Source organism: Anoxybacillus sp. ST4 (assembly GCF_019448545.1).
In the GTDB taxonomy this organism is placed as follows: domain Bacteria; phylum Bacillota; class Bacilli; order Bacillales; family Anoxybacillaceae; genus Anoxybacillus; species Anoxybacillus pushchinoensis.
This window is the reverse complement of the sequence record NZ_JAHZOE010000021.1, coordinates 22,288-39,735: the sequence shown is the minus strand read 5'-3', so window position 1 is coordinate 39,735 and position 17,448 is coordinate 22,288. Positions and strand designations below refer to the sequence as shown.

Genomic DNA, 17,448 nt, shown 5'->3' with positions numbered 1-17,448 from the left:
TGATCATTTGTAATTTTAAGACGTTTCATGTCCTTTCCGCTCCTTTTACACATGAGTATTTAGGAGCAGTATAACCATGTAAAAAGGTGTTCATACAGAAGTTATCACTTTAAAGTGCATGTATATATACGCAAAAAATTCAAAAATATTTTGTTGAAATTTTTTAATTTTTTATGTACGATACTTAGTAAGTGAAGCTGTTTGCATCCCCCTTACTGTTATACCCCTTTGTGCAAACGGTTTCACTTGAAAGAAAATTTAAATAAAGGAGGAGCAAATGGTGAAGGGAAGATGGAGAAAGTATGTCGCTTATTTCTCAATCTTTTTGCTTTTTGCACAGTTGTTTTCATTTAGCGCAATCGTTCGCGCAAATGAACCAGTGCAAAGCCCTGTTGTCAACGGAAACGATGTGACATTTCGCTACGTTGGAACGGGAGAAGAACAGTCTGTTTTGCTGGTCGGATCGTTTAATGACTGGCAAACAGATGGTGAGAAAAAGATTGAATTGACGAAAGAAAGCGATCATATTTGGTCAGTAACAAAAACGCTTCCAGATGGAACGTACATGTACAAATTTGTTGTAGACGGAAATTGGATGACAGATCCATTAAATAACAACGAAGCAGATGATGGATATGGCGGAAAAAATAGCGTTGTCGTAGTCGGTCAACCTGCTCAGCAGCAGGAGCGTGTTGTGACGCTCGTTGGCAATTTACAAAATGAGCTTGGGCATGAAAAAGAGTGGGATCCGACAGCGACAGCTACCGTCATGAAGCATGAAGGAAACGGCTTGTACACGTTCACTGGTGTACTCCCGGCAGGTACGTATGAGTACAAAATCGCGATAAACGGAAGCTGGGATGAAAACTATGGTGCAGGTGGACGGAACGGTGGAAACATTTCTTTCACGCTTGAAAAAGAGACAGAAGTAACGTTTTATTACCACGATAGTACTCATGCGATCGCTGATTCAACGTGGTATACGCCGATTCCAAAAGAAAAACAGCCGCGATTAGTCGGAACGATTTTGCCTGCGATCGGCTATGAAAAAGAAGTCGATGGTTGGACGCCAGAGACGTCGAGTGCATTTTTAGTCGATAATAACTTCGACTTCATTTACACATTTACTGCTCGTGTACCAAAAGGAAACTATGAATTTAAAGTGACGTTAGGGAATAGTTGGGATGAAAGTTATCCTCAAGATAATGCTAAATTAAACGTGTTAGAAGAAACGACAATTACGTTCTTCTTTAACGCAAAAACAAAGGAGTTATATACAGACTACAGTCCAACAGGTTCGGATGGCAACGTTGACAAAGATCGTTTAAAGCATAATACGTGGGACTCTTTATATCGTCAGCCGTTTGGAGCAGTGAAAGCAGGAACGGAAGTGACGTTACGTTTAGCTGCGAAAAAAGGCGATGTAACGAAAGCGAACGTGTATGTGAAGAATACAACGACAGGAACGGCGAAGTTGTACGGGATGAGCAAAGTAGGAGTGATCGGAGACGATGAATATTGGGAAGCGACATTCACTCCTGAAGAAAAAGGGTTATATGGCTATAAATTTATCGCGATGGACGGTGCAGCTAAAGCAGAGTATGGTGAGGATACACAAGAAGGTCAATGGGGACGAGCGGTAGATAAAAACGCAGAATTATTCCAATTGACTGTATATGACCCAAACTATAAAACGCCAGATTGGATGAAACAGGCGGTTGTATATCAAATTTTCCCTGATCGTTTCTTTAATGGAAATCCAAATAACGACAAAGTGAAAGAATATGGGCGTGGAAATGAGCCAATTGAGTATCGGGAGTGGTCGCAACTTCCTGACAATCCACGTATGAAAGATACTCCTGGATATGATGGCGACGGGTTTTGGAATAACGACTTTTTTGGTGGAGACATTGCAGGAATTGAACAAAAGTTAGATTACTTGCAGTCTTTAGGTGTAAATACAATTTACTTAAACCCGATTGCGCATGCGCCATCAAACCATAAGTATGATGCACAAGATTTTAAAGAAATTGATCCGATGTTCGGAACACCTGAAGAGTTTGAATCATTTGTGAAAGCGATTGCATCACGCGGTATGCATCTTATTTTAGACGGTGTATTTAATCACGTATCAGACGATTCTATTTACTTTGATCGTTACGGAAAATACCCGACTGTTGGAGCATATGAATATTGGTCGGCTGTATACGATTTAATGAACGATAAAGGGTTGTCGGAAGAGGAAGCACGTGCTCAAGTAGAACAAAAGTTTAAAGATGAGGGACAACAGTTCAGTCCGTACGGATTTCATTTATGGTTCAATATCGAGAATGAAAAAGTAAATGGTGTATACAAATATCAATCGTGGTGGGGATTTGATAGTTTACCAGAATTTAAGTCTGTCACTGGAACGAAAGTACAGTATGCGAGCGAATTAAATAATGAGCAACTCGCAAACTACATTTTTTACGAGCAAGATTCTGTTGCTAAAAGTTGGATTACGCGCGGAGCATCCGGTTGGCGTTTAGATGTAGCTAATGAGGTGGATACGGAGTTTTGGCGTGAGTTTCGTAAAGAGTTGTTGCAAGGTGACTATGACCGTGGGCCAACGCTCAAAAACGGACAACAGCCGTTAATTCTCGGTGAAATTTGGGATGATGCATCAAAATACTTCCTTGGTGATCAATACGATTCAGTCATGAACTACCGTTTCCGCGGAGCTGTATTAGACTTTTTACGAAACGGTAAAGCAGAGGAAATCGATGCGCGATTAACAGCTATTCGTGAAGATTATCCGGAAGAAGCTTTTTATGCGCTAATGAACCTTATCGGCTCACATGATACGGCGCGTGCCATCTTCTTGCTTGGGAACGGAACAGATTCGTACGAGCGTGCTGAACTTGATCCGAACTATAATGAGCAACTTGGTAAACAACGTTCCAAAGTGGCTGTAATTTTCCAAATGGGTTATCCGGGAGCACCAACGATTTACTACGGCGATGAAGCAGGTGTAACAGGCTCTAAAGATCCAGACAATCGTCGTACGTATCCGTGGGGAAGCGAAGACAAGGAGCTTATTGCACATTATCAAAAAGTAGGTGCGATTCGCACGAAGCATCAAGATGTATTAGCGAAAGGAACAATTGAGACAGTATATGCGAAAGGTGATGTGTACGTCTTTGCCCGTCAGTACGGAAAAGATGTTGCGCTTATCGCGATGAACCGTGGGAATAGCGCGCAAACGGTACAGTTGGATGTTTCTTCAATCATTCCGAATGGAACAAGCTTTGTTGATGAACTACATGACGAATATGAAGTGACAGTATCGAACGGAAAGGTACAGCTAAACATTCCTGCCCTCGATGGACGCATGTTGTTTGGAAAAGTAACTGTTAATATGCCGAATGAGGTGACGAACGTTCAAGCGACAGCAGGCGTTGGACAAGTGACGTTAACGTGGGAAGGTGATGCACCGATTTATCGCATTTATCAATCCACGTTAAAAGGTGCAGGTTATACGTTCGTGAAAGAGACGAATGAGGAAAAGGCTATCATTGATGGTCTGAAAAATGGAACAGCGTATTATTTTGCTGTTACAGCTGTTGATGAAAACGGAAATGAGTCGGCTAAAGTAGAAACGAATCGCGTCGTGCCACATTATCCTTTAAATGAGCAGCATATTGTACATGTGGACATCGTAAGCGATGATGTTTTGGACTTGGCAAAAGCGATCGTTGTTGAAGCGAAAGTGCGCATTGATGATGTAACAAAGCACGGCTTAGCGGACGGTTTAGAAGCTGTATTACAAGTGAAAAGACCGAATCATGAAAAGTGGGAAAACGTGCAGGCGGCATACGAACGTCAAGACGGTGAAGATAACGTATTCCGAGCATCGTTTATCCCGTTAGTTTCGGGAACGTACACGTATCGTTACGGCTTTACAACAAATCTCGGTGACAGTTGGGTGTATACAGAAGAAGAAACGTTTACACTCACTGCAAATGAGGCAGATCAACAAGCACCAGCAAAGGGCATTCAGCTCTTGCAACCAGATGTCGAATCTGGTCAAGTAAATTTATCATGGTCGTTTATTGAAAGAGACGATCATGATGCTTATATGGTAGTCATTGAGCGCGACGGTCAAGTGATTCATACGACAACAACGATTAGCACATCATTTACAGATTATGATGTAGAAAACGGAAAAACGTACACATATGTCGTAAAACTGTACGACCGAGCAGGAAATGTTGTCGAATCCAATGCGGTGGAAGTAACACCGAACATCGTTATGGTTCAAGTGACGTTTAAAGTGAGAGCGCCTAGTTACACGCCGTTAGATACGCGCATTACTATTCCAAACAGCTTGAACGGTTGGAACACAGGAGCTTGGGAAATGACGCGTGGTGGAGCGGTAACACCGGATTGGGAGTTTACAACGGAACTGCAAGAAGGTGAGACGATCAACTACAAATATGTAAAAGGAGCGTCTTGGGATCAAGAAGGATTAGCTGATCATACACGTGATGATCAAACAGATGATGATGTTAGCTATTATGGCTATGGCGCAATCGGAACGGAGTTAAAAGTTACGGTACAAAATCAAGGCAATAACAAAATGATCATTCAAGATTACATTTTACGTTGGATCGATATGCCTGTCGTTATTGAAGAAGTGAAAAAAGATGGCGATCGCGTCACGATAAAAGGAAACGCCATTAAAGGCGGTGTGCTCACGATCAATAAAGAACATGTAACGATTCACGATGATATGTCATTTACGTACACGTTCACACCGAATGCAAACCAAAAAGAAGTAGCTATCCATATTGAGCCTTCTGAAGAAAGCAAGGCGAATATTTTCAAAAATGACGGTGGAGCCATTGCGAAAAATACGAAAAGTTATGTGTTAAACATTGAAACGAAGCAATTACGTGAAGGGGTGTTAACTGAGCAGCCAGACAGCGGCACAGCACCAGGAAGCGGTACAACACCAGGAAGTGGCACAACACCAGGAAGTGGCACAACACCAGGAAGCGGTACAACACCGGGAAGTGGCACAACACCAGGTAGTGGCACAACACCAGGAAGTGGTACAACACCAGGTAGTGGCACAACACCAGGAAGTGGCACAACACCAGGTAGCGGTACAACGCCGGGTAGTGGCACAACACCAGGAAGTGGCACAACACCGGGAAGCGGTACAACACCAGGAAGTGGCACAACGCCAGAAAAAGGTGCAGTTGTTGTTGAGCCGAAAGTGGAAGTGAAAGAAAGAGATGGAAAAGTTGTTGAAAAAGTTGCTACCGTTTCGTCGAACGATATCGCAACGATTGTCAACGAACTTTCAAATGAAAAGAAACAAGTCGTCATTTCCACAGGTTCGCTCGTTAAAGATGTGGTAACAAAAGTGGACGTACCTGCGGCGTTGTTTGTTCAAGCAGCTAATAAACAATCCGATGCGACGATTGTTAGTGCGAGTGAACAAGCGGTGTATAAATTGCCAGCAAAAGAAGTGAAGCAAGCAGTAGATCAAGTGGCTAAACAGCTCGGAACGACGGTAGATCAAGTAAGCATTTCCATCGAGATGAAAGTAAAAGATGCGCCACAATTACGGGTTAAAACGTTGTCTGATGCGGTACAGTTCCACGTTGTCGCAAAAGCAAATGGAAAGGAACAAGCCATTGATCGCTTTACTCAATATGTCGAGCGAGAGATTGCGCTCAAACAACCTGTTCAGCCAAATCGCGCGGTAGTTGTGCGCGTAAACGATGATGGGTCATTGACTCCAGTACCGACAACGTTCGTCGATCAAAAAGCGGTAGCGAAGTCGTTAACGAACTCGACGTATGTTGTTGTCGAAGGAACAACGACGTTTGCGGATGTCGGTCAACATTGGGCGAAGCCGTATATTGATTCGTTGGCAGCAAAACAGCTCGTTCGCGGGGTAACAGAGACGGCGTACCGACCAAATGAACCGATGACGCGTGCACAATTTGCCGTATTGCTTGTGCGTGCCCTCGCGTTGCCTAGTGAAACATATGACGGTCGATTTGCTGATGTAAAAGGAACAGAATGGTTTAACAAAAACGGTGAATTAGCGGCTGCAGTCAAACTAGGTATCATTCAAGGAAAGACGCTAAGCACGTTTGCACCAAATGAGCCGATTACACGCGCCGAAGCAGCTGTTATGATCGAGCGTGCTCTTAACCTTTCGTTCGTCAACTTTGACAAGGCGGCAAAAGATGAAACGAAGAAACTAGCGGATTTCCGTGATGCGAGTCAAATGCCAGCATGGTCAAGACAAGCTATTGAAGCAATATATCAAGCAGGGATCGTACAAGGTCGCCCAGACGGTACATTTGATCCAGCAGGTCGAATGACACGTGCAGAAATGGCAAAGGTGTTAGCAGAGTTTTTAACAAAGGCGAAGTTGATGTAAGGCCTCCGAGCAGGAGGTCTTACTTTTTTTGTCGTAAAGTGTCGAAATTTTTCGTATACCAATAAAAAAAAGAATATTATAATATTTTATGTATTTTATAGTTTTATAACTTTATTTTTCCATAAAAGAAAGGAGAGAAACGAGTGAAGTGGAGAAAACCTTTTAGCGTTATGACGACGACGGTGTTAATGGCGAGCATGTTTGCCGGAAGCGCATGGGCCGATTCGTCGCCTAGTTTTAAAACATTGTCCACCTCGTCGTCTAGCAAATTACAGCGCGAGCTTGTACAAAAGAAGCTCGAACGTCAATTAAAAAAGCTTCCTCAAAAAGCAGAGTGGCAGGAGACGGACTATGTACGTATTGTAGTGGAGGTGGAAGGAAAAACACCGCTTCAATACGCCACAGAGCAAGGCAAGCTGTATAAGGATTTATCAGAACAAACGCGAGAGCAGCTTGAAAAACAAGCGGAACAAAAACAAAAAGAAGCATTGCAACAAATTCAACAATCGGGTGTTGATGTAGACGTTGAACAATCGTTTACAACGGTCGTAAACGGGTTCAGTACAGAAGTGCAATATGGCGATATTGAAAAAATTCAAAGTTTGCCATCGGTTAAAGCTGTTCATCTTGTCAACGCCTATGAACGTCCACAGCCGATGCCAAATATGAAAACAAGCCATCAATTTATTCAGTCGCAAGCAACATGGGCGGATGCGCAGTTGCGTGGTGAAGGTACTGTCATTGCGATTATTGATACAGGCGTTGATCCATCGCATCAAGATATGAAATTAAGTGAAACAACGGAAGAAGCATTAACAAAAGATGAAGTGGAACAAATTGTTAGTGAACATCACCTCCCAGGAAAATACTTCACAGAAAAAGTGCCGTACGGATATAACTACTTCGATAAAACAGACGAAATTCGTGATCTTGGTCCAGCAGCTTCTATGCATGGCATGCACGTAGCTGGCACAGCTGCGGCAAACGGTCAAATTTCTGGTGTTGCACCAGAAGCACAAGTGTTAGCCATGAAAGTATTTAGTAATGATCCGATGTATGCATATACATATGACGATGTGTATGTAGCGGCTATTGACGATGCGATTAAACTCGGTGCAGACGTGATTAACATGAGTTTAGGAAGTGCAGCTGCATTTTATAATGAACAAGATATGGCGAGTGAAGCGATTGCGCGCGCAACAGAAAATGGAATCGTCGTATCCGTCTCAGCAGGAAACTCAGGTCATTTCGCTTACGGATTTGGTAACCCACTCGCTGAGAATCCTGATATCGGGACTGTTGGAGCCCCAGGTCTAGCAGCAAATGCCCTTCAAGTTGCGGCAACAGGGAATGAAAGATATTTATATGAAACATTTGTCAATGTGGGTGACTATCAATTTGTAGGTTATGGGGCAGATAATTGGGTGAAAGCGTTTGGCGATGATCCAGTTGAGTTAGTTTCCCTTGGTGGTGCGTATGGCTTTGTTGAAGATTATGATGGCATAGACGTAAAGGGAAAAGTTGTTCTTGTTCAACGTGGACAGATTTCATTTTATGAAAAAACAATGAATGCTAAAGAAGCCGGAGCGATTGGTATTATTGTTTACAATAACGGAAACCCGAACTTTTACAAAGATCAAGGTGGATGGGATCTCATTCCATTTATGAAAATCCAAACAGAAGATGGACAAGCATTAGAGGAGCTGATTGCTAATGCTGGTGGTTCGCTTCAAGTCAACTTTGCAGTCAAAGATCAAACCGAAGATCCAGAAATGGGACGAATGACAGACTTTACGTCATGGGGAACGACACCAAGTTTACAGTTGAAGCCAGAAATTTCTGCTCCAGGTGGAAATATTTATTCGACATTGCAAGACAATAAATATGGATATATGAGCGGAACATCGATGGCAGCGCCACATGTAGCAGGTGGTGCAGCGCTTGTTACGCAACATTTAAGAGAACAATTCCCGAATATGGGAACGAAAGAGCGCGCAAAATTAGCAAAAATTTTACTAATGAATACAGCGAATGTAATTACGGATCAAGAAGGTTATCCATTCTCGCCACGTCGCCAAGGTGCTGGAATGATGCAAACGTATGCAGCGGTTACAACGCCAGTATACGTCGTTAATACAACGACTGGTGAGGCGAAAGTCGAACTTGGTGATTTTACAGAGAAGTCAATTAAAATGACATTTACAGCATATAACATGTCAAACGAAGATGTCACATATGACGTGAAAGCGAATGCGTTAACCGATCTTGTAGATGGAGATTATAACGCTTTAGCGGCACGTCATATAGAGGGTGCAGTCATTTCGACAGAATCTGACCAAATTGTAGTTCCAGCGAATGGGAAAAAACAGTTTTCTATAAAAATCGATTTATCAAACGCGAAAATCCCAACAACTGCTGGGGCGAAAGAACTTCATGAAAATATTTTTGTTGAAGGATTTGTGCAATTGAAAAATGAAACAAAACCAGATTTAACGATCCCATATGTTGGTTTTTACGGCCATTGGGATGAACCGAATATTTTTGATGGCATTGCCGATCTTGGAGAAGCATCGTTTTACGGCTGGTCAACGATGATGGATGAAACGACATCGTTTTTAATGCCGAATGAGGAAGGAAAGTATGCATTTTCTCCAAATGGCGACGGCTTTATGGATCAAATTCAGCCACTGCCAACATTTTTACGCAATGCAAAAGAAGTGCAATACAACATTTTAAAAGATGAGAAACAACTTCGCCGTATTAAATCTGAAAACAACGTACGGAAAAATTTCTTTGATGCCGGAAGTGAGCCGCCATTCTCTTACATGGACGGTCGTCTATGGGATGGAACAGCAAAATTCCAATTTGTTCCGGATGGAGAATATGCGTATGAACTAAAAGCAGTCATCGACTATCCGAATGCACGTTGGCAGTCGAAACAAGTACCTGTCATCGTCGATACAGTAGCACCAACTCTTTCCGTCGAGTACGATGAAGAAACAAATACTGTTTCATGGGAAGCGATTGAAAATGGCTCAGGTATTGCTGGTTATGATGTATTGATCAATGGGGAGTCCATCGTAGGTGATGAGTTGTTGTCGAAAGAAGAGACAAGCTTTACGCTTCCAGAAGTGTACACGAATGCAGAAGTAACGGTAGCAACCATTGACTACGCAGGAAATGTCAATTTTGCATCAACTGTTGTGGCAGATGATGAGGCGCCAATCATTTCATTATTCTCGCCAGAGCCACTTAGTGCGTACGGATCAAGATATGTGCATGTGTTTGGCATGATTAGTGATGTGTCAAGTGTTGATGTGACGGTGAACGGTCAAAAAGTAAATGTAAGTAATGATTCGATGATTGGAAAATATTTTTCGACAGTCGTTTCGTTTGACAGCGATGGAGTGAAAGATATCCAAGTGACTGCAACGGACGAAAAAGGCCAATCGATCACCATTAACCGTACGGTGTTTGTTGACTCAACGCCAGGGGAAATCGAATTTGTAGAACGTGTGCCGAAGTATGTCACACATGATGTGGACAAGTTTAACTTGCAAGTGAAATTAAAAGATAATTACCGCCATATGCAATTTTATGTCGACGACGATTTTGCTTATGGGGTAGATTTTGAAAGCCCGTTTGTTATGAAAGATTATGAACATACGTATACGCAAGAGTTGCAGCTAGAGGAAGGGCTCAACACATTTGTGCTTACATTAAAAGATCTTGGTGGCCATGTGACACAAAAAGTTGTATCGATTTATCGTCTAGCAGAAGGAGAACAGCCACCAAAAATAGAGATTACAGACACATACGTACAACCAAACCAATTTGTTAGCACAAACCGTCCAGCATGGTTCAGTGCATACGCAAACGAAGAAGTGACGTGGAAAGTAAAAGTGAAAAATCCAATCGGTGAGGAGCAACAACTTCCAGAACAAATAGGACAGGAGTACTCTTACGCTTATCAAGTGGGACAAGATGCGATGAACGGCACATATACTGTGACGTTTGAGGCATACGATGCAGAAGGGAAGCTCGTTGATTCGAAAGTCAATACATTCGTTGTATACAACTATGAAACGCTAATTGAAGCGGTAAAAGTATTAAATGAAAACGGTGAGGAGCAAACATCGTTCAATCAAACGGGTTCTGCTTACGTGATGGCACGTGTTCAAAACTTAGAATACGCGCCAGTCAAACCGCTTGTTATTTTACAAGTGCTTGATGCAAATCGCCGCGTCGTTGGACGGGCTTTCCTAACGATCGATCAACTTGATCCACAGCGAACAAACGGTCTTGGTATGCAATTGCCACTTTCATCCCTTGCAAAAGGAACGTATGCAGTAGAAGCATTCGTTTGGTCAGGATGGGATCAAAAAGCAATGGCTGAAGCAAATAAAGACAAAGTTCAATTCCAAGTAGAATAAAGGAGGGGTCTCTCCCCTCCTCATTAAAGTAAGGAGGAATGTCGCAGTGAGGAAAGCGTTATATACGCTATTAGCAATCTTACTTATTTTCTCATCTTTAGCTCCTTCTATTGCGGTATATGCACAGGAGGAGAAGAAAACGATTCAAATTGAACTGCCTGAAGGATATGAACCTGTCGGAAAGGCGAGAGGGTTGTTAATTGGTTATAATGATGGAGATCCGTACACATCGATGGAATGGTTAACTGGGGTAGATGGCGAGACGAAAATCATCGTTCCGGTTGAAAGGTTGAAGCCGGATGTAACGTATGAACTTAGCTTTTCCATTGACGTAAAAAATGAACAAAATGAATATGCCGTATATGCGGATACAAGAAAACTCACATACGAACAATTAAAAGCATTGCTTGATGGTGAGACATTGTCTTTACCTACGGATCTCGTACCGATTCAAGTGACAGGTGAAGGTGCCCCAATTACCAAAAAAGCTTCAGCGGAGTATTACTTATCGACGAAGCCTTTTGATTTTACAGTTCATGCATATGACGCTAAAAGAAAAGTATTCGTTCGCCCGCAAAAGATGACTGTGAGTTATCGGGGGGTTGATGATGAAAATAATGGTTATGTTGTATACAAGCAATTCGAAGTAAATGGAGAACGTCGTGTATTGTCATTTGAGGATGCGTTTCATGACGTTTCAAAGATTGGAATAAAGGGTGATAAAAAATTAACATCGTTTATGTTCGTGCGTGAAAAACAATCTAGTGCTGCAGACGTTGATTTGAACGGAGAAGCTATTTCTCATGTGTATGTGACATCTGATCAATACAAGTATGCTGTTTTTAGTGTAGTTGATGATGAGGGATATGTATACGAACTGTTACCTATTGATTTTAATTTTACAACATCTCGTACGCTATCCGTTGTCGGCCAACCGATATTAGAAAGCACAGATGTATCTTACTGGAAAGATAGTTTGAAAGGCCCATCTATTCTTTTGACTACTGATTTGATTCAAGGAGATGTTAAGTTAAGAAGAATTAGCCAAAATATCGATGGTGTGTATAAGGAGATTCAACCATCTATTCGTATTGTCAATCAACAAGGACAGGACATCGAGTTTGAGAAGGAGTATGTCACGGTCGAGTACGCTCATCTCCGAGTACCTAACTTATCAGACGGCACATATATCGTATACTATGAACTACATCTTCCAGGCGGAAATGACGTGTATTGGAAAAAGGAACTTAAAGTATCTGACGGAGAAACATCTCAACCTGTTCCAGAAAAAGAAGTTCATGTTCAAACAGACAGAGCCATGTATTTGCCGAATAGCGAAGTAAAGTTTAGCGGTTACGTACGTAAAAAAGGCCAAGCTGGTTACGGAATGAAACCGACATTAAAAGTGACATCGCCGACAGGAGACGTTGTATATACGTACCAATGGAATGATGCAGATATTCAAACAGATGGTTCGATTTTTACATCGTTTACATTAAACGAAGCAGTTACAGGTGTATACAAAGTTGAGCTAGCAACAGGAACAGGGGAGAGAGCTTATGCATCGTTTACTGTTTCTGAAAATACCGCACCAGTGATTGTTTCGCCACAAGACGGCTCATTTGTTCGTGGGGATGATAATAAAATTCACATTTATGGATATGCGAATGCGAATGTCGATTTAACTGTACAAGCAAAACAAGGAGAAGAAGTAATTGCATCTGCAAAAACGAAATCAGATTCAACAGGTCATTTCTCTACCGAGTTAAAGCTTGAGGATGGAACGTATTCATTAATCGCATCAGATGGTGAACACTCATCTAAGCCTGTAACAATTACAGTCGATACAACGCCACCTGCTAAGCCAGAAGTGACGATCCAAGAGGAGGACAATGAACTCGTTATTCGTTGGAATGAAGATAGCGATGTTGCTTATTACAATATTTTACTTCAAGTGAATGGTGGAGAGTGGCAACAACTCAAATCAGGCTTAAATGGTCAAGAGTATCGTTACTCACCATTGTCGCCAAATACGACATATCGTTTTAAAGTTGTCGCAGTTGACCAAATAGGAAACTATAGCGAGGCGGTCGCTGAATGGAAAACAGAAGACTTTTCAGCAACGACATTGAAAGTTCATACGGACCAAGGGTACTTAAAATTGGATACAAACATTGGTGTTGAATTATATGGTTCATATAAAGAAGGTTATACAGCGACGGCGGTCGTATATTATGACGGGAAGCAAAAAGAAATCAGCTTACCGTACGATACGGAGCGTAAAGCATACATTGGGGCGTTCCCGATTGAACAAGGTATGAAGCTTGTTGATAAAGTTGTTGCGTTTATTATAAATGAAAAAGGACAAAAAACGAACGAACTGATCGAAAACGTTAGAAAGTATGTAGGTGCAACAGTTGAAGGAACAGTACGTGCTAATGGCGAGCCGTTAACAAAAGGAAAAGTACAAATTGGGGCATATACAACATCTATTCAGTCCGACGGTACGTTTAAGCTCGAAGGGTTGCCAGAAGGGTTTTATAGTGTCGATATTTACAGTGGAAAAGAATGGGATTATGCTGTTTCAACGCTTCAATTACACTATGGACAAAAAGAACAAGTCACACTCAACTTACCACAAGAAGTGCGCATTCATTTTGTTGATCAAAATGGACAGGCAGTAACTGACCGTTTATACGTAGAGATGTACAACGATCGTGCATGGTTTAGTGGATATATTAATCAAAAAGGGCAGTTCGTTTCTTGGGATGATCGTGCATTAAAACGTGTGCCGGCTGGAGAGTATAAATTGATCGTGTACGGAAACGGTTTATATGAAACGTTGAAAACAAAAGTTACAATTGATCCAGAACACAATTATGTAAGAGAGCCAATTGAATTCACATTAAACAAAAAAGACATCGAAGTCGTTGATGTCAAGCTAACTTTCAAAGATAAAGATGGAAATGTCATTACGGAACCAAATGCATATTTTTATTTATACCAATATGACGTATATCGCACATCGAATTACGAGCTTGGTTTTTACCATTCAACATATCCAGTTGAATACAACGAAGATGGCAGTATAACGATTCCGAACGTCGTTGTTGCAGATGGTTATTTATTATATACAAGTGTACCTGGATATATCACGAAAGAACAAAAAGTAGACATTACAAAAGATCATTATGATGTAGTTATCACACTTCATAAAGGATTGACAGTTACAGGAAAAGTTGCTGATTACGACAAAATGACAAATGTGTGGATGTATGCATATACGGGCAGTAGCTATGGCTACGTATCATTTGCAGAGGATGGTACATTTACAATTAAAGGATTAAACGCAAATGAAGAAATCACATATGTCGTCTCAGCAACCGATTATGTCGAAAAGAGAGAGACTGTTTCTGGGGCAAGTGAAGGTGAAACGCTTGATCTCGGTACGATCACGTTAGAGAAAGCAAAATACATTGATGGACGTGTGTACGAAGGAAGTAAGCCACTCAAACATGTGTACGTATACGTATATGATAAAGATGGACAATATGCAGGTTGGGCGCGTACGGATAAAGATGGCTATTTTAAAGTGCGCGGCTTACAACCAGGTATGTACAAACTTGAAGCATGGTACAACGGGAAAACGCTTGAGAAAGAAGTTGATATTCAAAAAGAATCACAAACGGTCACGCTTCCATTTACAAAAGGAACAGGTAGTTTTGTAGGAGAAGGGAATCGCTTTGTTGCATCGGTAGATACAGTTGTGCCGGGTAAAACGATTGACTATAAGTTAACGTATCGAAATAACGGTAACAGAGATGAAGAGAACGTTCCTGTGACGATTACTTTACCTGAACACGTTGATTTGGTAAATGGATCGCTCGTTGTCAACGGTCAACAAGCTACATTAACGAACGGTAAAGTGACTATTCCTAAAGTAAAAGCAGGAGAATCAGGATCTATTTCTTTCCAAGTGAAAGTGAAGGAAAATGCAGATGATTTCGTACGTGTAGTTGCACAAGTTGGCAGTGGTGATGAGTTATCAGCTACGACGAACGTCTTGTTCGTTACGTTACAAGCGCCGTCTCAAACAGCAGATAAAAAAATCAAAGTGTACGGGAAAGCGAAACCGAACGCCACTGTTGAAGTGTATGCGGCGGGCAAAAAGGTAGCGGAAACAAAAGTAGAAGGGCGTTGGTGGTTTGCGACAGCAACGTTGCCAGTCACGAAAGAGAAAGAAACGTTCCAATTACAAGCCGTTGTCAAAGAAAATGACCAGAAGCATATGTCGGATATCGTGACTGTTCAATACGATGCATCTGTTCCGAAAGTAGAAACAGCGGAAGTATATGCTGGATGGAATGGAACGGTATCGCTCAATCCTCACACAGGAGTTGCTTCGTTTGCAATTGTTGAGGGAACACCGTTAGATACAAAAGTTGTATTTAGCGATGAAGTGGATGAAGCATGGATTGAATTTTTAGGTGAACAGTATGAGATGACGAAAGGAAATGACGGAAAGACGTTCACATTTGACGGTTCACGACTTGGCTTTTGGAGTTCATACGGTGAACAAATGTTACAGCTCATTTTCAAAGCGAAAGGACAAGAAATTCGTCTTCCACTGATGCAAATTATTGTGCTTATTGACCCATCAGGTTATGTGTTTGAAGGTAGCATGGAGAACCGTTTAGAAGGTGTAACAGCGGAAGTACAACAGCTACAAGGTGATGAATGGGTTAAATGGAATGCAGAATTTTATGGTCAAGTCAACCCGCAAGTGACAGATGAAAATGGCCGATACGGTTGGGATGTTATTAGTGGCAAATGGCGTGTTGTATTCTCAAAAGAAGGTTATGAGACATATATATCACGTATTGTAGACGTTCCGCCAGCAGAAACACAATTGAATGTGCCACTTGTCCGTCAAAGTCATCCGCGCGTAGAAGCAGCAACGCCTGCAACAAATGCGGAAAACGTAGACACGAATGCAAACATACAAGTTACATTCGATCGATTAATGGACAAATCGTCGATCGAACAAGGTGTAAGTGTGTATGAAGTGAAAAACGGACAAAAAACAAAAGTAGCTGGTACATTTACGTATGATCGTATGTACAACGGTTACAAGTCTGACGAAAGTAAAAAGGATGCGAGCTTGCTAGATGGTAAGGGAGAAAGCGGTTGGTTTGTTGAAGATGCAACGAAAAAACTCGTTCAATCATTTACATTTAAACCAAACGCGCCACTTAAATATGGTACAACGTACGAAGTTGTTGTCGGCTCGCAAGTAACAGACTATGCGGGTAAGGCGATGACAGATTATACGTATACGTTTGTAACAAAACAACAACCGGCTAGTTCGGCACCGGGAGGGTCTTCAGGATCAACGCCAAGTCCGGCTCCAGTTCCTGTGCCAACACCATCTCCAACGACAGGTGTTGGTAAAGAAGTAACAGTAAATGGTGAAAAAACGGTTGAATTACATGCGGAACGTGTGTTGGAAATGGCAAAAAATGTTGATGTAGTCACGATCGCTGTTGAACGTAAACAAGGAGAGCAAAACATTCATACGCTGAGCGTACAAGTTCCGAAGCAATTGGCAGAGGCATTGTTAGCGAGCGGGAAATCTATGTCCATTCAAATGAATGGGGCTACAATGACTTTATCAAAAGAAGTGTTAAAGCAGCTAGCAAAAGCGGATGTGAAGCTATCTGTCGCTATCAAAGAGGCGAAACAAGAAGTAGGGGGCAATATCATTGCACCTGTATACGAATTATCGGCTAAAACGTCCGATGGACAACTATCGTTTAAAGATGCTGTTACTGTGGCGCTCGATGTGACTTCTACGCCTGTCGACGCTCGAAAAGCAGCTGTATATCGTCTCACCGATCAGTCTTATGAATATGTTGACGGTGTGTACGATCAGTTCAAAAAGCAATTTGTCGTTTCCCTTCATTTGTTTGGTACATTTATCGTCGTTGAACAAAATAAAACATTCAACGATGTGACGAGCCGTTTATCGTGGGCGAAAGAAGAAATTGAAGTGCTTGCATCGCGCACAATTATTCAAGGAATGACAAAAGACCGTTTTGAGCCAAATGCGCCGATTACACGCGATCAATTTGCTGTATTGCTTGCACGTGCACTACAGTTGCCAACTGTTTCATATGAAGGCGTGTTTGCAGACGTGCCTGCACAGTTGACATGGGCAGCTCCATATATTGAAGCGGCGTATCGTGCAGGAATCGTTCAAGGAAGCGGCGGTCTATTTAAACCTGATGATGCTATCACGCGTGAACAAATGGCAACGATGCTTGTGCGTGCTCTTGCATATAAAAATCAAAACATGCAAGGAAACGAGTCCATTTCGTTCGCTGATGAATTAGCTATTGCTCCATATGCGCGTGAGCATGTGCGGTTAGCTGCTTCATTACAGTTAATCCGTGGCACAGTTGCGAATGGTAAACTTGTGTTTAAGCCAAAAGCGAATGCCACACGTGCAGAATCAGCCGTGATGTTGTATCGCTTGCTTCAACAACTAGGAGAGTTTTAAAAGTTCAGAATGGC

The 17,448-nt window shown here is 41.9% G+C and carries 3 protein-coding genes; all 3 read left to right on the top strand.

Annotation, left to right across the window (positions count from 1 at the left end; all coding sequences use genetic code 11):
* The first annotated feature begins 280 nt into the window (after positions 1-280).
* The 3 genes from K1I44_RS11755 (at position 281) to K1I44_RS11745 (ending at position 17,434) form a co-directional block, all read left to right on the top strand.
* A complete protein-coding gene (locus K1I44_RS11755; RefSeq protein WP_219986238.1) occupies positions 281-6,442 on the top strand; it encodes a pullulanase X25 domain-containing protein in 6,162 nt (2,053 codons plus the stop codon).
* 143 nt (positions 6,443-6,585) lie between these two features.
* On the top strand, positions 6,586-10,875 hold the full coding sequence (locus tag K1I44_RS11750) for a S8 family serine peptidase (protein WP_219986237.1): 4,290 nt from the start codon (positions 6,586-6,588) through the stop codon (positions 10,873-10,875).
* Between the two features lie 46 nt (positions 10,876-10,921).
* The gene (locus tag K1I44_RS11745; RefSeq protein WP_219986236.1) at positions 10,922-17,434 is read left to right on the top strand and encodes a carboxypeptidase regulatory-like domain-containing protein; all 6,513 of its coding nucleotides are present in this window, start codon (positions 10,922-10,924) and stop codon (positions 17,432-17,434) included.
* The last annotated feature ends 14 nt before the right edge of the window (positions 17,435-17,448 follow it).